The 19,008-nt window shown below is 29.1% G+C and carries 22 protein-coding genes; 14 read left to right on the top strand and 8 right to left on the bottom strand.

Going from position 1 to position 19,008, the window contains the following annotated elements; all coding sequences use genetic code 11:
• The first annotated feature begins 1 nt into the window (after position 1).
• Together thiH and L8W68_RS06865 are read left to right on the top strand one after the other, a co-directional pair.
• Complete coding sequence (thiH, locus tag L8W68_RS06870; protein WP_263675527.1) at positions 2 to 1,135, top strand: 2-iminoacetate synthase ThiH; 1,134 nt, start codon at positions 2 to 4, stop codon at positions 1,133 to 1,135.
• Positions 1,125 to 1,739 (top strand): thiamine phosphate synthase, encoded by a 615-nt coding sequence (locus tag L8W68_RS06865; protein WP_263675526.1) that lies wholly within the window; start codon positions 1,125 to 1,127, stop codon positions 1,737 to 1,739. The genes thiH and L8W68_RS06865 overlap by 11 nt, the downstream gene beginning before the upstream one ends.
• Positions 1,740 to 1,743: 4 nt before the next feature.
• On the opposite strand, the gene L8W68_RS06860 is transcribed toward L8W68_RS06865, so the two are convergent.
• Positions 1,744 to 3,105, bottom strand: coding sequence for a DASS family sodium-coupled anion symporter (locus tag L8W68_RS06860; protein ID WP_263675525.1), 1,362 nt, complete (start codon positions 3,103 to 3,105; stop codon positions 1,744 to 1,746).
• Between the two features lie 205 nt (positions 3,106 to 3,310).
• Here L8W68_RS06860 and mapA point away from each other — a divergent pair, with 205 nt between their 5' ends.
• The 6 genes from mapA (at position 3,311) to L8W68_RS06830 (ending at position 9,395) form a co-directional block, all read left to right on the top strand.
• Positions 3,311 to 3,958 carry an outer membrane lipoprotein MapA gene (gene mapA, locus L8W68_RS06855; RefSeq protein WP_263675524.1) on the top strand — a complete coding sequence of 216 codons (648 nt, stop codon included), beginning with the start codon at positions 3,311 to 3,313 and terminating at the stop codon, positions 3,956 to 3,958.
• Positions 3,955 to 4,536 (top strand): ComF family protein, encoded by a 582-nt coding sequence (locus L8W68_RS06850; protein ID WP_263675523.1) that lies wholly within the window; start codon positions 3,955 to 3,957, stop codon positions 4,534 to 4,536. Before mapA ends, L8W68_RS06850 begins: the two co-directional genes overlap by 4 nt.
• A gap of 21 nt (positions 4,537 to 4,557) precedes the next feature.
• Entirely contained in the window at positions 4,558 to 7,128 is a 2,571-nt protein-coding gene (gene gyrA, locus L8W68_RS06845; protein WP_263675522.1) for a DNA gyrase subunit A, read from the top strand.
• Between the two features lie 61 nt (positions 7,129 to 7,189).
• Positions 7,190 to 7,708: an LPP20 family lipoprotein gene (locus tag L8W68_RS06840; protein WP_263675521.1), complete on the top strand. Its 519-nt coding sequence runs from the start codon at positions 7,190 to 7,192 to the stop codon at positions 7,706 to 7,708.
• Entirely contained in the window at positions 7,684 to 8,130 is a 447-nt protein-coding gene (locus L8W68_RS06835) for a hypothetical protein (RefSeq protein WP_263675520.1), read from the top strand. Before L8W68_RS06840 ends, L8W68_RS06835 begins: the two co-directional genes overlap by 25 nt.
• Before the next feature lie 62 nt (positions 8,131 to 8,192).
• Positions 8,193 to 9,395 carry an ABC transporter permease gene (locus L8W68_RS06830; protein ID WP_263675519.1) on the top strand — a complete coding sequence of 401 codons (1,203 nt, stop codon included), beginning with the start codon at positions 8,193 to 8,195 and terminating at the stop codon, positions 9,393 to 9,395.
• Between the two features lie 11 nt (positions 9,396 to 9,406).
• Here L8W68_RS06830 and L8W68_RS06825 read toward each other — a convergent pair whose 3' ends face one another.
• From L8W68_RS06825 to L8W68_RS06815, 3 genes are read right to left on the bottom strand one after another with little or no spacing between them, the layout of a single operon-like run.
• Positions 9,407 to 9,964: an SCO family protein gene (locus tag L8W68_RS06825; protein WP_263675518.1), complete on the bottom strand. Its 558-nt coding sequence runs from the start codon at positions 9,962 to 9,964 to the stop codon at positions 9,407 to 9,409.
• 3 nt (positions 9,965 to 9,967) lie between these two features.
• A complete protein-coding gene (locus L8W68_RS06820; protein ID WP_263675517.1) occupies positions 9,968 to 10,414 on the bottom strand; it encodes a hypothetical protein in 447 nt (148 codons plus the stop codon).
• On the bottom strand, positions 10,411 to 10,833 hold the full coding sequence (locus tag L8W68_RS06815; RefSeq protein ID WP_263675516.1) for a copper chaperone PCu(A)C: 423 nt from the start codon (positions 10,831 to 10,833) through the stop codon (positions 10,411 to 10,413). Before L8W68_RS06815 ends, L8W68_RS06820 begins: the two co-directional genes overlap by 4 nt.
• Before the next feature lie 102 nt (positions 10,834 to 10,935).
• Between L8W68_RS06815 and L8W68_RS06810 the strand changes: the two genes are divergently transcribed.
• The 3 genes from L8W68_RS06810 to L8W68_RS06800 are packed head-to-tail and all read left to right on the top strand — an operon-like array spanning position 10,936 to position 13,182.
• Positions 10,936 to 11,928, top strand: a complete 993-nt coding sequence (locus L8W68_RS06810; protein ID WP_263675542.1) for a L,D-transpeptidase family protein — start codon at positions 10,936 to 10,938, stop codon at positions 11,926 to 11,928.
• Complete coding sequence (locus tag L8W68_RS06805) at positions 11,928 to 12,935, top strand: alanine racemase (RefSeq protein ID WP_263675515.1); 1,008 nt, start codon at positions 11,928 to 11,930, stop codon at positions 12,933 to 12,935. Before L8W68_RS06810 ends, L8W68_RS06805 begins: the two co-directional genes overlap by 1 nt.
• A 37-nt stretch (positions 12,936 to 12,972) precedes the next feature.
• The gene (locus tag L8W68_RS06800; RefSeq protein ID WP_263675514.1) at positions 12,973 to 13,182 is read left to right on the top strand and encodes a hypothetical protein; all 210 of its coding nucleotides are present in this window, start codon (positions 12,973 to 12,975) and stop codon (positions 13,180 to 13,182) included.
• 3 nt (positions 13,183 to 13,185) lie between these two features.
• Here the strand turns inward: L8W68_RS06800 and L8W68_RS06795 are convergent, their stop codons facing one another.
• From L8W68_RS06795 to hemB, 4 genes are read right to left on the bottom strand one after another with little or no spacing between them, the layout of a single operon-like run.
• Positions 13,186 to 14,454, bottom strand: a complete 1,269-nt coding sequence (locus L8W68_RS06795; protein WP_263675513.1) for a (Fe-S)-binding protein — start codon at positions 14,452 to 14,454, stop codon at positions 13,186 to 13,188.
• Between the two features lies 1 nt (position 14,455).
• The gene (gene hemN, locus L8W68_RS06790; RefSeq protein WP_263675512.1) at positions 14,456 to 15,811 is read right to left on the bottom strand and encodes an oxygen-independent coproporphyrinogen III oxidase; all 1,356 of its coding nucleotides are present in this window, start codon (positions 15,809 to 15,811) and stop codon (positions 14,456 to 14,458) included.
• On the bottom strand, positions 15,798 to 16,283 hold the full coding sequence (locus tag L8W68_RS06785; RefSeq protein ID WP_263675511.1) for a DUF2603 domain-containing protein: 486 nt from the start codon (positions 16,281 to 16,283) through the stop codon (positions 15,798 to 15,800). Before L8W68_RS06785 ends, hemN begins: the two co-directional genes overlap by 14 nt.
• 2 nt (positions 16,284 to 16,285) lie before the next feature.
• Positions 16,286 to 17,266 (bottom strand): porphobilinogen synthase, encoded by a 981-nt coding sequence (hemB, locus tag L8W68_RS06780; protein WP_263675510.1) that lies wholly within the window; start codon positions 17,264 to 17,266, stop codon positions 16,286 to 16,288.
• A gap of 70 nt (positions 17,267 to 17,336) precedes the next feature.
• Between hemB and ribA the strand changes: the two genes are divergently transcribed.
• The 3 genes from ribA to L8W68_RS06765 are packed head-to-tail and all read left to right on the top strand — an operon-like array spanning position 17,337 to position 18,843.
• The gene (gene ribA / locus L8W68_RS06775; RefSeq protein ID WP_263675509.1) at positions 17,337 to 17,897 is read left to right on the top strand and encodes a GTP cyclohydrolase II; all 561 of its coding nucleotides are present in this window, start codon (positions 17,337 to 17,339) and stop codon (positions 17,895 to 17,897) included.
• Positions 17,894 to 18,487 (top strand): 16S rRNA (guanine(527)-N(7))-methyltransferase RsmG, encoded by a 594-nt coding sequence (gene rsmG, locus L8W68_RS06770; RefSeq protein ID WP_263675508.1) that lies wholly within the window; start codon positions 17,894 to 17,896, stop codon positions 18,485 to 18,487. The genes ribA and rsmG overlap by 4 nt, the downstream gene beginning before the upstream one ends.
• A complete protein-coding gene (locus L8W68_RS06765; protein WP_263675507.1) occupies positions 18,481 to 18,843 on the top strand; it encodes a hypothetical protein in 363 nt (120 codons plus the stop codon). Before rsmG ends, L8W68_RS06765 begins: the two co-directional genes overlap by 7 nt.
• Positions 18,844 to 19,008 lie beyond the last annotated feature (165 nt).

Below are 19,008 nucleotides of genomic sequence, written 5' to 3'. Positions count from 1 at the left end.
AATGCAAAAATACCCTCATATGCAAAGTATTGAAAGTGAAATTTTAACTAAGGTTTTAAAAGAAGTTGAAATTTTTGATGAAAGTAAATTTAGCGCTTTTGATATAAAACAAGCTTTAGCTAAAGATTATCTTAATATAGATGATTTAAAAGCCTTGCTTTCAAGCACAGCAGAAGATTTTATAGAAGATTTAGCACAAAAATCAAGCAAGATTACTCAAAAATATTTTGGAAATTCCATTTCGCTTTTTACACCTTTATATCTTTCTAATTTTTGCAATAGCAAATGCACTTATTGTGGGTTTCAAAAAGGAAATAACATTAAAAGAGCTAAGCTAAATGAGGCTGAAATTCACAAAGAAATGCAAGAGATTAAAAAAAGTGGCTTGGAAGAAATTTTACTCTTAACAGGTGAGGGCAGGGAGTATGCTAGCGTAGAATATCTTGCCAAAGCTTGTGAGATAGCAAAAGAGTATTTTAAGGTTGTTGGAATTGAAGTTTATCCTATGAATGTAGATGAATATGCACTGCTTCATGAAAAGGGTTGTGAATATATGAGTGTTTATCAAGAAACTTATAATCAAAAAACTTATTCTAAAATTCATATCGAAGGTGAAAAAAGTGTGTTTGAGTATCGTTTTCATGCACAAGAGCGAGCATTAAAAGCAGGTATGAGAGGGGTTGCTTTTGGAGCTTTACTTGGCGTGGATGATTTTAGAAAAGATGCTTTTGCCACGGCTTTACATGCGTATTTTTTACAGCAAAAATACCCTCATGCTGAAATAGCTTTATCTATCCCTAGATTAAGACCTATTATTAATAATAAAAAAATTCATCCAAAAGATGTAAGCGAAACAAGACTTTTGCAAGTTTTGTGCGCCTATAGATTGTTTTTGCCTTTTGCTAGCATTACTATTTCTACGCGTGAAAGAGCAGGATTTAGAGACGGGGTTATTAAACTTGGAGCTACTAAAATGAGTGCAGGTGTGAGCGTGGGAGTGGGTGAACATCAAGGTGATAAAAAAGGCGATGATCAGTTTCAAATTAGTGATATGCGTAGTGTTGATGAGGTTTTAGCTATGCTAAAAAATGCAAATTTGCAAGCTATAATGAGCGATAGTATTTATGTGGGATAAAAAAATCATTGCTATTAGTGATAGTCAAAATACTCAAGGAGATTTTTTAAATTTTGTTGAAAAGCTAAGTCAAAGTAGTATTGATGCTTTGGTGCTTAGAGAAAAACATTTAGATGAGTTAGAATATACTAAATTAGCCAAAGAAGTATTAAAAATTTTTAATAAAACTCAAAAGATTTGCTTTTTGCATTATTATTATGAAGCTTGTTTAAAATTAAATCATCAATTTTTTCATGCTCCTTTATTTGTTTTACAAAATTACCCACAAAGCTATAAAAAATTTGAGCTTTTGGGTACTTCCATCCATTCTAAAGAAGAATTAGATTTAGCTTATAAGCTTAAAGTAAATCATGCTTTTTTCGGACATATATTTGAAAGCTCATGTAAGGCCGATTTAACACCAAAGGGTATAAAAAATTTAAAAGATTTGTTAGAAGTTTCAAAAATACCCATTTATGCTATAGGCGGAGTAAATATTCAAACTATAAATCATTTAAAAGATTTAAATTTAGCAGGTGTGTGTATAAGAGAAGCTTTGTATAAAAGCGAAAATGTAAAAAATTATGTTTTAAAATGTAAAAATCTTTTAGTCCAAAAGGACTAAAAGATTATAACCAGAAGAAATAAGCAATTATTGCAAGGCTAATTGAACAGAATACATTTAGTATAATTCCTACTCTTACCATTTCTTGTTGTTTAATATGCCCTGTACCAAAAACTATAGCATTTGGTGGTGTAGCAACTGGTAGCATGAAAGCACAAGAAGCACCAATAGCAATAATTAAAGCAAGTCCTAAAGCAGGAACACCCAAAGTATCTGCAATAGAGATAAATAAAGGCACAAGTAAGGCTGCTGAAGCAGTGTTTGAAGTAAATTCAGTTAAAAATACTATAAAAAAGGCTACGATTAAACCTATAACAAATAAATGTCCATTTTCTATAAATGAAATAATGGTATCAGCCATAACCTTGCTAGCACCTGAATCTTTTAGCACCACACTTAGAGTAATGCCTCCACCAAAGAGCATTAATACACCCCAATCAGTATTTTTTTGTATATTTTTCCAATCAATTACCTTAAAAGCACATACTAAAACAGCAGCTAATAAAGCAATAATCGCATCAAGATTTGCTATTTTATGTCCAAAAACACTCGTGATGATAGGACCTATATTGCCACTAAAAATCCAAGATAGAGCAACCACTAAAAAGATTACTAAAGTAATAATTCTAGGTCTTGTAAGTTCTATATTTTCAGTGTGTAAATCAACTTGTAGATTAAATTTAGGTTTAAACATAAAATACAAAATTAAAATCATTGCAGGTAAGAAGATTAAAACAATAGGAATACCATATTTTAACCACTGTGCAAAGCTAATGTGTAATTGAGTAGCAACGATAGCATTTGGTGGGGTTCCTACTATAGTGCCTATACCACCTATACTCGCGCTAAAAGCTATACCTAAAAGGATAAAAACATAAGTATTTCTATCTTTTTCTGGGTCAAGTGAAGCTAGCATACCTATAGCAAGTGGAAGCATCATGGCAGCTGTTGCGGTATTGCTCATCCACATAGATAAAAACGCAGTGGTAATAAAAATATACAGGCTCGATAAACCCAAATGTCCTTTTGCTAGGGTTAAAATTTTATGTGCAATCAGCTTATCTAGTTTTTGATGATGCATAGCTGCAGCTAAAGCAAAACCACCAAAAAATAAAAAGATATTTGAATCAGCAAAGCCGGTTAAAGCTTTAGCAGTAGGCAATAGTCCTAAAACAGCTGCTAAAACAGGCACTAAAATAGCTGTAATAGTAACATGTAAAGCTTCGCTAAGCCATAAAATGGCAATAAAAACTAATAATGATAAACCTTGATTTACTTTAGTTTCGCCAAAAGGGGAGAAATAAAGCAAAGCGATAAATAACACCAAATCAGCAATGACTATGAGTGTTTTTGTATTTGAACTCATTTTTAATAACTCCTTTGAAATATTGTAGTTTTGTAACATATTCTAAATGAATTTTCTTTTAAATGTCAATTTTTATATAAATTTTTTTATATAAAACTTTTCTTGTGTGAAAAAAAGTAAGTTTTAGTAAAATTTATTTGTTTTTGGTATAATTTTTGCTAATTAAAAATCATCACATAAATAAAGATGATTCTAAGGAAAGAACATGTTTAAAAAAATATTTATATTGACTCTAGCTTTATTTTTTAGTGCTTGTGCCATAAATTCTAAAAATCAAGGTGTAGCTAAGGTTAATGAAGTTATAAAAATTCAAGCACAATGTTATAATCCTTCTAGCCCTAAAGCCTATGAAGCAAAAATTAAAGGCCTTGTATATATTAGTGATGTAGGGCTTAAGTATTGTGCAAATAAAAGAACGCTTGATAAAAGTGTTTCTTTGAAAAAAGTTTATATTCATAGAGTGTATGATTTAAATGAGAATTTAAAATATTCTTCTTCTAATGGAAATAATTATTATATTAATGAAAATTTTAACTACTATTTTTATGTGTTTTTAAAAGAAGAATTAGAAAATAGAGGTATAGTAGTGGTTGAAAATACACAAGATTCTCCTTATGTTTTAAAAGTGGATTTAAGTTTTAATGATTTTTATTCTAAATTTGATTCTAATTCTTTATTTTCAATTATTGCTAGTCAACTAACATTAAAAGATATTAATACTAATAAAACTATTAATATTAAAACTAAACAAGAAGTTAAAGGTTTTTATAATATAAAAGATTTACCTTTCTTCACTCAGCTTCTTATAAAACAAGTAGCTAATAAATCTGCAGATATCATCAGTTCTTTGTGAGGTGTTTTAACTGCCATGGATTTTCCTTTGCGAGTTTTTGTCCAGCTTGCAAGGAAGAGCTTTTAGAATATTCTTTAGGTATAAGAGAACTTGAGGGAAATTTTAAAGTTTATTATTTTTATCAATATGAACAAATTAAACACCTAATTTATTTCAAACACAAATTTCAAGGATATTTTGTTTTAAATGCGCTTGCAAAATTAAGCTTTGCTAAATTTAAAGATTTTTTTCAACCCTCATGTGAAATTAACGCTATAGCCTTAGATGATAAAACATATAAAAACTACTCTCATACTGCTATTTTAACCAAACATTTAAAAACTCAATTTATAAAACCTATGTATTGCACCTTACAAGCTAGTTCGGAATTTAAATATAGTGGAAAAAGATTGCAATTTCGTAAAGATAATAAAAGATCTTATAAGCTTTTAAGGCATCCAAAATACCCTGTAATTTTAGTAGATGATGTAGTAACTACGGGTTTAAGTTTGCTTGAAGCAAAAGAGTTTTTAGAAAAAAATAATATTGAAGTACTTTTTGCTTTAGTTTTAGCTAATGCAAAATTTGATACAATATAGGCATTAATTTTAAGGATTTTTATGGAAAATATTTTTACTAAAGATTCAGATATTGAAAATATAGATATAGAAAGTTCTATAAAAAGTAGTTATTTAGATTATTCTATGAGTGTTATTATAGGTCGTGCCTTACCTGATGCTAGAGATGGGCTTAAACCTGTTCATAGAAGAATTTTATATGCTATGAATGATTTAGGTGTTGGAAGTCGTAGTGCGTATAAAAAATCAGCGCGTATAGTGGGTGATGTAATCGGTAAATACCATCCACATGGTGATACAGCTGTATATGATGCTTTAGTAAGAATGGCACAAGATTTTTCTATGCGTTATCCAAGTGTGGATGGGCAAGGAAACTTTGGTTCTATTGATGGTGATGGCGCTGCTGCAATGCGTTATACTGAAGCTAGAATGACGATTTTAGCTGAAGAGCTTTTGCGTGATATAGAAAAAGATACGGTTGATTTTATACCAAATTATGATGATTCTATGAGCGAGCCTGATGTTTTACCTGCTAGGGTGCCAAATTTATTACTTAATGGTTCAAGTGGTATTGCAGTAGGTATGGCTACTAATATTCCTCCGCATAGCTTGAATGAGCTTATTGATGGTTTGCTTTATTTAATTGATAATAAAAATGCAAGTTTAGAAGAAATAATGCAATTTATCAAAGGCCCTGATTTTCCAACCGGTGGTATTATCTTTGGTAAAAAAGGTATTATAGAAGCTTACCGCACAGGTCGTGGTAGGGTAAAAGTAAGAGCAAAAACTCATATAGAAAAAAGAGCTAATAAAGATATTATTGTAATAGATGAACTTCCTTATCAAACTAATAAAGCAAGATTGATAGAGCAAATTGCTGAGCTTGCTAAAGAAAAACAAATCGAAGGTATTGCTGAAGTTAGAGATGAGAGTGATAGAGAAGGAATTCGCGTGGTGATTGAACTAAAACGCGATGCTATGAGTGAGATTGTGTTGAATAATCTTTTTAAATCTACCACTATGGAAAGCACTTTTGGTGTGATTATGCTTGCTATACACAATAAAGAACCAAAAGTTTTTTCTTTAATTGAACTTTTAAATTTATTCTTAAATCATAGAAAAACTGTAATTATTAGAAGAACGATTTATGAGTTGCAAAAAGCTAGAGCTAGAGCGCATATTTTAGAAGGTTTAAAAATTGCTCTAGATAATATTGATGAAGTGATAGCTTTGATTAAAAATTCTCCTGATAACCCAACAGCTAAAAATTTATTAATGCAAAAATTTGGTCTAAGTGAGCTTCAATCTAATGCTATTTTAGATATGAAATTAGGCCGTTTAACAGGTCTTGAGAGAGAAAAAATTGACAATGAATTAAGAGAATTATTAGCAGAAATTGAAAGACTTGATCAAATTTTAAAAAGCGAAACTTTGCTTGAAAATTTAATCAAAGATGAGTTAAAAGAAATCAGAACCAAATTTGATGTACCAAGAATCACTCAAATTGAAGATGATTATGATGATATTGATATAGAAGATTTAATACCAAATGAAAATATGGTAGTTACCATTACTCATCGTGGTTATATTAAGCGTGTTCCAAGCAAGCAATATGAAAAACAAAAACGTGGTGGTAAAGGTAAGGTTGCAGTCACAACTTATGATGATGATTTTATAGAAAGCTTCTTTACAGCAAATACGCATGATACTTTGATGTTTGTTACTGATCGTGGGCAACTTTACTGGCTTAAGGTTTATAAAATTCCTGAAGGAAGTAGAACTGCTAAAGGTAAAGCTGTGGTTAATCTCATTAATCTACAAGCAGATGAAAAAATCATGGCAATTATTCCAACCACTGACTTTGATGAAAGTAAATCATTGTGTTTCTTTACTAAAAATGGTATCGTAAAACGCACAAATTTAAGTGAATATCAAAACATTAGAAGCGTGGGTGTAAAAGCGATTAATCTAGATGAAAATGATGAGCTTGTTACTGCAATTATCGTAGCAAGAGATGAAAATGAAACGCAAGAGCAAAATTATGAAGAAAATTTAGAAAATGAAATACTTGAACCTAATGAAGAACTTGATAATACCGTCGTTGGTAAAATGCTTTTTGCAGTTACTAAAAAAGGTATGTGTATTAAATTCCCGCTTGCTAAAGTTAGAGAGATTGGCCGTGTAAGTAGAGGGGTAACTGCGATTAAATTTAAAGAAAAAGATGATGAGGTTGTGGGTGCTGTTGTTATAGAAAATGACGCTCAAGAAATTTTAAGTGTAAGTGCAAAAGGTATAGGCAAGCGTACTGATGCTGGAGAATATAGACTTCAAAGCAGAGGTGGTAAGGGTGTAATATGCATGAAACTCACTGCTAAAACAAAAGACTTAATCGGTATAGTTATAGTTGATGAAAGTATGGATTTAATGGCATTAACAAGTAGCGGTAAGATGATACGTGTTGATATGCAAAGTATTAGAAAAGCAGGTAGAAATACAAGCGGTGTGATTGTTGTTAATGTTGAAAATGATGAGGTTGTAAGCATTGCTAAATGTCCTAAAGAAGAAGATGAGGAATTAGATGCTGAAACTAATATGGATTTAAATTTAGAATAGTAAAATTTTTGGAATGCTTTTTGCTATTTTAATAAAATCAAATAAATTGAAGGTGTAAAAAATGAAAAAAGTTGTTTTTATGTTTTGTTTGGCTTTGGGTTTTAGTGCATGTGCGCTAGATCAAAGAGGTGTGAATCCAAATCAAACTCAAGCTGCTCAAGCTGCAAGTTCTGATGTTGTGGTTCAAAAAGTAGACAAAGATGATGTGCGTAATATCATTAGAGAAGAAAAAATGCTTGCAAATGATACAAGTACGGATAATGATCTAACTTTTACAGCAGTGGGTGAGGGTATTGCTCCTTTAAATACGGTTTCTGTTGGTCAAGCTTTGGCTTTGGCTAAAAGAGCAGCAATCACTGATGCTTATAGACAATTAGCTAGTAAGTTATATGGTGTAAGAGTTAATGGTAAAGATACAGTAAAAGATGCAATGCTTAAAAGTTCAACTATCACAGCGCAAGTAAATGGTTTGATTAAAAATGCAAGTGTAGTTGATCAAGACTTTAAAGATGGTCTTTATAGAGTAAATGTAGAACTTAAAATCGATGCTGACAAGTGGAAAGAATTGTTTGCTTATTAATCCTTATAATTTTTAATGCCACTGCCCAAGATGAATTTATATTTTGGGCAGAACTTTCTAATAAAAATTTTATCCTTTATCATCAAAATGAAACTATTTCTATGGCTATGACTAAAAGCAAAAAAAAGAATTTAGAATATGCTTGTGAATTAGTATATACACCAAGTGATTTAAAATCTTTAATACGCAATGATTTTGGTATGGTAGATGAAGAGCAAATGACAAAGTTAGATAAATTTAACTTTTTAAATGCTCATAAAAATGATTTAATTGATTGCTTTTTTAATTCAAAAATAGATGTAAAAGATTTTGTAAAAAGTGAACAAGCAAGCGCACAAAGTGAAACTTATGTGAGAATTTTGCCTTTAAGATTTATAGTTGAATTTCACGATAATAGTGCCTTTATATATTATCTTAAATGAATACAAAGCTAGCTTTTATAAAAATCAAGTTAAAATACTTAAAAAAATATTAAGAGTATAAAATGCAAAAAAGTATCCCTCGTTATTTATTATTTAAATATTTGCGTTTTGATAAAGATCAACCCTTTATCATGCTTTCAAAAATTTTAGCCTTTTTAGGTGTAAGCATAGGGCTTTGCGTGCTTTTAGTTGCAATGGCTATTATGAATGGCTTTGATAAGGAATTTGAAAGAAAACTTTTTACGATGAATTATCCTATCACTATATTGCCACGTTTTGGAGCAAATATGGATGATAAATTATTGCAAGAATTAAGAGCTAAATTTCCAAATTTATTATTTAGTCCTTATATTGCTACTCAAGTAATAGCAAGAAATGATTTAAAATTAGAAGGCGGTATGCTTTTTGGTGTTAATTTTGAAGATGAAAAAAAAATTAATGAAGTCGTAGCACAAGCTTTAGAAAATAAAAAATTAGATAATTTTGATATTTTAATTGGCAAGGGTTTAAAAGATGAATTTGGACTTGATTATAATGAAAAAATTACTTTAATTTTTTCAAATCTAAATGCAAGCGGGCTTTCGCTTATTCCGCAGGTTAAAAGATTTGACGTTAAAGCTGATTTTTCTTCAGGATTATTAGCTTATGATAAAGCTTATATGTATACAGATGCTAAAGGCTTAGCTAAAATTTTATCATATCCTCAAGGAAGTTATGATGGGGTACATGTGTATTCAAATAAACCTTTTGAGGATATTAAGCAAATTGAAGCTTTTTTGGGTGCAAGGTATGCTAGCATAGGTTGGTGGGAACAAAATGGGAATTTCTTTGCAGCGCTTGCTTTAGAAAAAAGAGCTTTGTTTATAGTATTAATGTTGATTATTTTAGTTGCAAGTTTAAATATAGTAAGCTCTTTGTTGATGATAGTGATGAATAGACGTAGTGAAATAGCTTTATTGCTTTCCTTAGGAGCTAGTAAATTAGAGATTAAAAAAACCTTTTTTTCTTTAGGATTTTTAATAGGTGGAAGTGGTATTGTAGCAGGTGTGATTCTTGCAGCTATAGCTTTGTGGGTGCTTGGAAATTTTGACATCATTTCTTTACCAAGTGATGTTTATGGTATGAGTAAATTGCCTTTAGAACTTTCTTTTGTTGATTTTTGCGCTACACTTTTTGGTGCTATTGTGATAGTGAGTTTATCTTCTTATTATCCTGCCAAAAAAGCAACGCAAGTAGATATTTTAGATACTTTAAGAAACGAATAAATTGTAAAAATTTATTCGTTTAAGAATTTTTGAATTTCATTGAAAAAGTTTTCATAGCTAATATCTTTTATGGTTTTAATAAATTTTCCATTTTCATCAATCAGATAAAATTCACCACTATGTGCTATAGAATATCCCATAGCAGAATCTTTAAGATTGATTTTTTCATATACCACGCCATAATTTTTAGTAACTTTTTCTAATTCTTTTTCATCTTTGGCAACTAAAGCAGTAGAATTTGGATAAAAATATTTTACCCATTGACTAGTTTGAGTTAGATTACTATCTCTTGCTGGATCTAGTGAGATAAATACCACATGAGCTTTTTCTTTATTTGACATTTTTTCTAAAACATTAGCAATCAATGCAAGCTCACTAGGGCAAACATCAGGACAATATGTATAACCAAAATATACAATCAATTTTTTACCGATAAAATCTTTTAAACTAAGCATGCCTTTTTCAGAATTTAAGTGAAAATTATATTTGTTATTTTCAAAATACTGCACAGATATAAAAAACACCCCAAAAATTACCACAATTAATAAAAAAATATTTATTTTTTTCATATTTTACCTTTTTACATCAAAGTCAAAATAAAAATCTAGCGGAGTTTCATCATTAAAAAGTTCTATTCTAAAACGCATCACATCTAGTGTGCAAGAGCTTAAAACTAATTTAGCATGGTAGGTGTTGTTGATTTTTTTAAATTGTGGAACAATATCTCCCATATACATATTAAGTCCATAAACTCTAGCGTTTAGTTTTTTAAACTCACCTAAATTAGTGATATTGAAATCAAGCTCGTTTAATGCGGCTATAGGTTTTGGATTTAAATTTACTATTACCTTTTTATCTTTAAAATTATACTCACACTCTTGGATATTTAGATCGCATGTTAAAGGCGTTAGAGTGGTGATTAACTCTCTTTTTTTTCCAGAATTTGATGAATTAGTATAAAAATAAGCCCCACATATAGCAAAGACTATAGCTAGGGCAAAGACAAGTAGATTTTTCATTGTTTTTTAATGCTTCTTGACTTGATATCTTTTAGTTCAATTGTGCTATTATCATCAAAATAAAGTGTTAAATTAGCTTTTGTTTGCGGTGTGATATTTTCTTTAAGATTTAATACCATAATATGCATGCCACCTGGTTTAAGTTCAGCACTTGAATTAGCTTTTATAGTAATTTGAGGGATTTGCACCATCATTTTTTTACCATTTTCCATGATATGATCATGAATTTCAGTTGTATCACTTAGTGAACTTTGGGCTTTGATGAGTTTTATGTCTTGATTAGAATTATTTTTAAGTTCTAAAAAAAAGGCTGTGGTTTTAGAATTTGGTGGAGTTTGTCTTACATAGGGATCATTTACAGTGATGTTGTTAGCCAAGGTAAAAGTGCTTAAAAGAGCTAAGCTGAGTATTTTTTTCATTATTTTCCTTTATATTTTTAGTCAATTATAAACATTATACACGGAAAAAATTAAAAATATATTTATTGTAAAAATATTATAATTAGCTCTTTGTTGTTTTAAATTTTAGTAGAAAGGTATAAATTGTTTAAAATTATATTAGCATTGTTTAGTTTAGCTGTATTTGCAAATGCAAGTGAACTTGCAAAAATTTATTTAAATCAAGGTATTAATGCGGTTGAAAAGGTATTAGAACAAGAATTAAGCAAGAAAGATTTTTGGCTTGATGAGATAAAAGATAAAAATGTTAGCCTTGGTTACTATGAAGAAAATGTTGCAATCGTTTTAACTAATAAAAGTGATAAAATCATTAGAGTTTATCATTATAATAATGGCAAAGTAGAAAAGAAATTTATTCAAAAAGATGTTTTAACTGGTTTGGCTGGAGATAAAGAAGTGGAAGGGGATTTAAAAACTCCTATAGGTTTTTATGAGCTTGGAAAGAAATTTTATCCTGGCGATCCATATTATGGACCATTTGCTTTTGCAACAACTTATCCAAATGTTTTAGATAAAACTTTAGGTAAAACAGGTGGTGGAATTTGGATTCATGGTTATCCTTTAGATGGAACGCGTTTAGATACTTATAAAACTAGAGGTTGTATTGCTGTACAAAATGATTTATTAGAAGATTTTAATAAATTAGTAGCCGATAGAAAAGCTTATGCAATGACAGAAGAAAAAAATAAAGTAAGAGCAAATCATGAAGAAATAGCTATTTTATTAGCAAATTTGTTTGCTTGGAAAGATAGTTGGCAAAAAAGTGATATCAATAAATATTTATCTTTTTATGATAAAAATATATTTAAACATAAAAATAAATTTTCATATGAGCAGTTTGCAAAAAACAAAGAAAGAATTTTTGCTAAAAAAGAAGAAAAAACTATTAAATTTTCAGATCTTAGTATAAGTCCTTATCCAAATGAAAAAAATGAAAAGATTTTTAGAATAGGATTTTATGAAGATTATCGTAGTACTAATTATAAATTCAAAGGAGAAAAAGTTCTTTATGTTAAGCTGGTTGAAGATAAAATGCAAATTTTAGCTGAACAATAATGGCTTATATAAAAATTAATCGCTTAGCTTATGAGCATAATCTTGATTTAATAGCCTCTAAGGCTGGAGGTTATGAAAAAGTAATTTGTGTTTTTAAAGATAATGCTTATGGACATGGAGCTAAGCTTTTAGCTCCTATAGCTAGAACAAAAGGTATAAATTTTATAGCAGTAAAAAATGAAGCTGAGGCAAAAGAGCTTGAAAATATTTTTGATAATATCTTAATTTTATCTCATCATCCACATGGCAATGAAAGTGAAAAATTTATTTATGCTTTAAATAATAAAAATGATATAAAAAAACTCAAAAAAAATACAAAAATTCATTTAGTTATAGATACAAATATGCATAGGAATGGAATTTTACCTGAAGAAATTCAAGAAACTTTGCATGAGTTTAAAAATCATAGTTTACAACTTCATGGAGTGATGATGCATTTTGCAGGAAGCGATGAAATAGATGCAAGTTATTTTGTGCAAAAACAAAAATTCCAATATGCTAAAAAATTAATTTATGATTTATTACAAGAAGAGGCTAAAAACTTAGTGTTTCACTCTCATAATTCTGAAGCCTTATTTAGAGCAAATACTTTAGAAGATGATGAGTATTGTAGAGTAGGGCTTGTACAATTTGGTTATGCGCATTTTAGTAAAGATTTGCTTAAGGTTTTGAGTTTATGGGCTGAAAAATTAAGCCAAAGAGTATTAAAAAAAGGTCAAAGTGTTGGTTATGGTGGAATGTATAGCGCAAAAGAAGATATTGAAATAGCAACTTATGATTTGGGTTATGCTGATGGGCTTTTGCGCTATGATGGAAAAAAAGATTTTTTTCTTCCTAATGGCAAAAAAATACTTGGAAAAATGTCTATGGATAGCTTTTCTTGTGAGGATGATAGTGAGGTGATTTGTATTATGAATGATGCAAATGTTATGGCTAATTTTTTCAATACTATTAATTATGAAATTTTAGTCAAACTTTCCCCTAATTTAAAAAGAATTGTAATTTAAGATAAAAAATACTAATATATCTAAGGAGAGATAAATTATGGCGTTTTTGAACTGGGCTATTTTAATTTTATTTTTATTTATAGTGTTTTTGCTAATTAATCGCTATGAAAGGAAAATAAAGATTTTATATAAAAATATAGAAATCTTAAAAAATGAGTGTAAAAAAAATAGTGAAAACATAGAACAAAATAGAATTTTAATAGAAAAAAATAGATCGAATATTGAAAGTATAAAAAATCAAGATTAGTTTTTAATCTTGAAGTGATTTTGCTATTAATTCTAAAGGGTGTAAGAATTGCGTGGAGATTTTTTCATGCTCTAATGCATTTGAAATTTGCATTCTACAAGCTGAGCATTCTGCGCTAATGATTTCTACATCACTTTTTTGTATGTTTTGAGCTTTTTTTATGCCAACTTGCAAAGCTTTTTCATAGTGATCCGTTTGCATACTTACTCCACCAAAGCCACAGCACTCATTTGACTTGCTAAGTTCTTTAAAAGCATAATTTTGTTTTAGTAAAGCTCTTGGTTCTTTAAAAACCCCTTGCATTTTTCTTGCATGGCAAGGATCATGATATGCAATTTTTGTATTTATTTTTTTCTTTGTTTTTAAAAGTTCTTCTAAATTAGTGTATTCGTAAAAATATTTTGTTGCAAGTAGTATTTTACTAGAAATATTTTTAGCTCTTATTGCCCATTCTTCATCATTTTGCATATGGAAAAAATGTTCATAGTCTATATTAATCATTGCAGAGCAGGTTGCTTCTGGGATAATGATATAATCTAGTGTTTTTAATTTTTCTTCAAAATAAATGATATTTTTTTTAGCTAATTTTTCTACACTGCTAAAATCTCCGGTAAAATAATGAGGAGCGCCACAACAAGATTGATCTTTTAATAAATCCACATTGATTTTAAGATACTTACAAATTTCAAGTAAGGCAAAACCTGTATTAGTGTAAGAATAATTAGATAAACAACCTATAAAAAGTCCTATAGTTTTTTCGCCTTGATTGTTTATAAAATCAGGGTTAGAGGCTAAAAAACTTTTCTTGGCTAAAGAAGGAAGCAAACGATCTTTTTTGATTAAAGGTAGGCTAAATTTGGCTTTCATTCCTAAATTTTTATCTTGCAAGCTAAAGGCACAACTTTGAAAAACATAGCCTAATCTTGCTAAGATATCTAAAATCTTTCTGTGTCTTAAAAAAAAGAAAGTAAGCTTTTTATACCATGCTATGCCAAATTTTTGAGCTATATCAAAGCGTACTTTTTCAATAGCACTATCTACTCTTAAATGACTTGGACAAACTTCAACGCAATTTGTACATAAAAAACATGATTCAAAAGTTTTTTTAAGATTTTTATCAAGTTCTAGTTCTTGGTTTTTATAAGCACTAATTAAATCTAAAAAACCACGAGGAGAAGTGCTCTCATCGCGGTTTATTTCATGTATAGTACAAACTGGTATGCATTTGCCACATTTTACGCAAGCATTAGAAATTTCATTAACATTTAGCATATTAAACCGTTTTAGAAAATACTTTTTTATCTTCGCTAATGCGTTTTAAATATTTATCAAAACACATAGCAATATTACGTATTAAAAGCACCCCTGTTTCATTAACCTTGATATGGTTTTTATCTATAGTGACAAATTCGCTAAGCCCCTCAAGTTCTTTTAAATCTTGTTTAAAATACTCAAAAAAATCAATCTTAAATTTATTTTCTATGTTTTTTATATTAAGGGCAAAATTACTCATAAGTTCCATAATAACAGCTTTTCTTAGTTCATCATCATCATCAAGTATAATACCTTTTTCACAAGGTAATCTACCCTCATCAATAGCTTTTTCATAGCTTGGCATATCTTTGAAATTTTGCATATAATGTCTTTGTCCTTCGCCTATGCTTGTTAAGCCAATGCCAATTAAATCAGTTCCGCCTTTTGTAGTATAGCCTTGGAAATTTCTATGCAAGCTACCATTTTCTAAAGCTTTAAAAAGTTCATCTTGTGGTTTTGCAAAATGATCCATTCCTATCATTTTATAGCCATTTTGAGTTAAAAATTTTTCACAGTATTCTAAAATCTGAAGTTTTATATCAGGGCTTGGCAATGTGCTTTCATCAAATTTTCTCATATTTTTTTTAAGCCAAGGCACATGCGCATAGTTAAAAATAGCAAAACGATCTGGATTAATTAACAATGCTTTTTCTAAAGTTTGTTTAAAACTTTCTAGGCTTTGATAAGGAAGACCATAGATTAAGTCCATATTTACTGAGTTAATTCCCTTTTTTCTTACCATATCTACTGCGTTTTTGGTTAATTCAAAAGGTTGAATTCTATGAATTTCCTTTTGAACTTTTTCATCAAAATCTTGCACACCAAAACTAATACGATTAAAACCATTTTGGATTAAAACATCAGTTTGTTCTTCATTTAAAAATCTAGGATCAATCTCACAGCTTACTTCACTATCTTGAGTAAAATTTGGAAAAACACTTTTTATTTTTAAAATCAAACTTTGTAATTGTTTAGCGCAAAAGAAAGTAGGGGTGCCACCACCAAAATGCATTTGAGCTACTTCTCTTTGAGTATTAATGATATTTGCTAAAAGATCAAGTTCTTTAAAAAGATAGTTTAAATATCTTTCTTTGCTTTCTTCTTTAGCAGTATATATTACATTACAACCACAAAAATAGCAAGCACTTCTACAAAAAGGCAAATGAAAATACAAAGACAATTGTGCTTTTTGTTCTTTTAAAATTTGTATATAATCTTCATATTTAAACTGAGTGTTAAACTCCACTGCGGTGGGATAGGAAGTGTATCTTGGGCCTGCTTTAGAGTATTTAACAAAGCTTTTATAATCTTTCATTTGGCTTTACCTTTTGCATCATTTCTTTCATATCAATAAATAAATTAGGATGTTTTATATGAATATTGCTGATTAGTTGATCTAAATCAATATTTACTTCTTTTATACCTTTGGCAACTTGATGTTTAATCTCATCCATAGCAACTGTCCAAACATCATTAAAGTCAATAGGAATTTGTTGATAAATAGCCTTTTCTAATTTAAGCTCAAAATTATCTTTTTGCATTTCCTTGGCATTTTGCAAAAACTCGATTAAGGTTTTTACAGAAAACATAGTCTTAACATCATCATTTTCATCTACTATAAACCATGGTTCAGGTGCTAACTCATGACCATTTTTTAGACTTAATTTTTTTTCTTTTTCATTAATATGGGTGAGATGAAATATGGTTTGATTATGTTTTTCTATGCCTAAATGGCTTGATAATTCGTTGATAATATCTTGGGAACTTTTTTTACTTAGACTATTCAATCTTACTCCTTGTTTAATAATTTTGCAATTTCTTTTGCATGATAAGTTATAATAAGCTTAGCTCCTGCTCTTTTGAAAGCAAGCATAGTTTCAAGCACTATTTTTTCATAGTCAATCACACCTGCTTTTTGACCTGCTTTTAATAAAGCGTATTCTCCACTTACATTATACACACAAAGTGGAAGCTTAGAGTGATTTGCTATATCTTTAACTACATCTAAATACGCAAGCACTGGTTTAACCATCAAAATATCAGCACCTTGTTTTTCATCTTCTAAGCTTTCACGCAAGGCTTCTTTGCCATTAGCAAAATCCATTTGATAGGTTTTTCTATCTCCATAGCTTGGAGCAGAATCAGCCACATCTCTAAAAGGCCCATAATAAGCTGAGGCAAATTTAGTAGAATAAGCCATAATAGGTAAATTTTCAAAACCATTTTCATCTAAGGTTTTTCTTAAAGTTTCAATAATACCATCCATCATACCGCTTGGTGCTATCATATCAGCGCCGTTTTTGGCATGAATTAGAGCTTGTTTGGCTGAAATTTCCAAAGTTAAGTCATTATCTACGCTTTTGCTTTTTGGATCAATAATGCCACAATGACCATGATCGGTATACTCGCAAAAACAAAGATCAGTAATCACTACCAAATTAGGAAATTTTGCCTTAATAGCTCTTAGACTTGTAGCTATCAAACCATCATCGCTCAATGCATCACTGCCACAGCTATCTTTTTTAGAGCTTTCCAGCACTCCAAATAAAATAATCGCTTTAATACCAAGACTAATTAGTTCTTCGCATTCTTTTAAAATTTCATCTAAGCTCATTTGAAACACACCTGGCATAGATGTAATTTCATTTTTAATATTAGCACCATTAATAACAAAAAGTGGATAGATTAAATCATCTAAATTTAAGGTATTTTCTTTTACTAGGCTTCTAATATTCTCATTAAGTCTTAATCTTCTAAAGCGTTTAAACATAAATTTCCTTTTTGTTTGTTAAAATTGTTTAAATTCTAGCATATTTTTTATAAAAAGGTAAAGTAAAATAATGACTATTCAAATTTCTGAAATAGCAAAACTTCCTACTCGTTTTGGAGAATTTAATATACAAAGTTTTAAAGAAAACGATAAGGAACACCTTTGTATTTTTAAAGGAAAATTAGATAAAGAAGTTAATATTAGAATCCATTCAGAATGTTTAACGGGTGATGTTTTGGGAAGTTTAAAGTGTGATTGTGGAGAGCAACTTGATTTTTCTTTAAAATATATCCAAGAGCATGGTGGTATGGTAATTTATCTAAGACAAGAAGGAAGAGGTATAGGACTTTTTAATAAAATTAACGCTTATGCTTTGCAAGATAAGGGTTTTAATACCATAGAGGCAAATCATCAATTAGGTTTTAAAGCAGATGAGCGTAGTTATGAAATAGTAGATTTTATACTTAAATATTATAAGATTTCTAAGATTAATCTTTTAACTAATAATCCTGAAAAACTAAATTCATTAAAAGAAAAAATTAATTTAAGAGTGCCTATTTTGATAAAGGCAAATCGTTTTAACAAAGATTACTTAGAAATCAAATACACGCAAATGGGACATTTAAATTGAAAAAATATGAAGAGCAATTAAATTTTTTAAAAGATTTTGCAAATAAAGATGATTTTTTTAAAAAAATCACGCTCTATAAAGAGTTATTAGAAAAATTTAACGCCGTGCATAATCTAACTCATCTTGAAAATATAGATGATAATATTATTGATAGTATAAAAATTTTAGACTATTGTGATTTGACTGATAAAAAAAAGATTATCGATATTGGAAGTGGGGCTGGTTTTCCTGCATTATTTTTAGCTTGTATTTTACAAGATAGTGAATTTTTCCTTTTTGAGCCTAGTGCTAAAAAAGCTTCATTTTTAAGGGTGGTTAAAACTGAACTTAATTTGATAAATGTAAGTATTATAAAAGAAAAATTACAAAACTATCCACCTTTTAAAGTAGATTTAATCACATCAAGAGCTTTGATGGATGTAAAACCTTTGATTGAAATTTCAAATGGTTTCTATGATGAAAAAACTTCATTTTTGCTTTATAAAGGTAGTGAGGTTTATGATGAACTACAAGGATTAAAAGATTATAAAATTTTTAATCAAGGCTTTAGGAATTATTGTCTTTTAAAAGTAAAGGAAAAAATATGTTAATTTTTGGACATCCTTTGATAAATATGCAAAAATTTAGTCATTATGAAAATATTTTTATTAAAACAAATGTAAATTGTTTTGATTATAATGAGCAAAATATAAAAAGTGCAAAAGAGGAAAAAATAGATTTTGCTATATATGCCAAGAATGAAGAAGAAATTTTACTTTCAAATGCATTAGGTGCTAAATATATTTTAATAGAAGATGAGAATTTGGCAAAAATTGCTTCAAAAATGGCCGAGTTTTACATGTTTGACTCTAAAATTTTATTTTTGCTTGATACTTTTAAAAACAATCTAAAAAAAGCTTATGAGCTAAGCGTTGATGGAGTTTGTTTAAAATCTTATATTGGGTAAAGTTAAACCCTTAATGGGTTTAACTTCTTTTAGAATTTTTTCTTCCTAGCATCTTCTAAGATATCATTAGCTATTTGATTGACATTGTCTGCAACTATAGCGCTGTCGTTTGCTATTTTTAAATTCTCTTGGGTTACATGATCAATTTGTGCTACAGCATCATTA

This window comes from Campylobacter sp. FU_497 (genome assembly GCF_025772425.1).
Lineage (GTDB): Bacteria > Campylobacterota > Campylobacteria > Campylobacterales > Campylobacteraceae > Campylobacter_D > Campylobacter_D lari_C.
The sequence above is the reverse complement of the archived record's forward strand: the minus strand, read 5'-3'. Positions and strand labels throughout refer to the sequence as shown.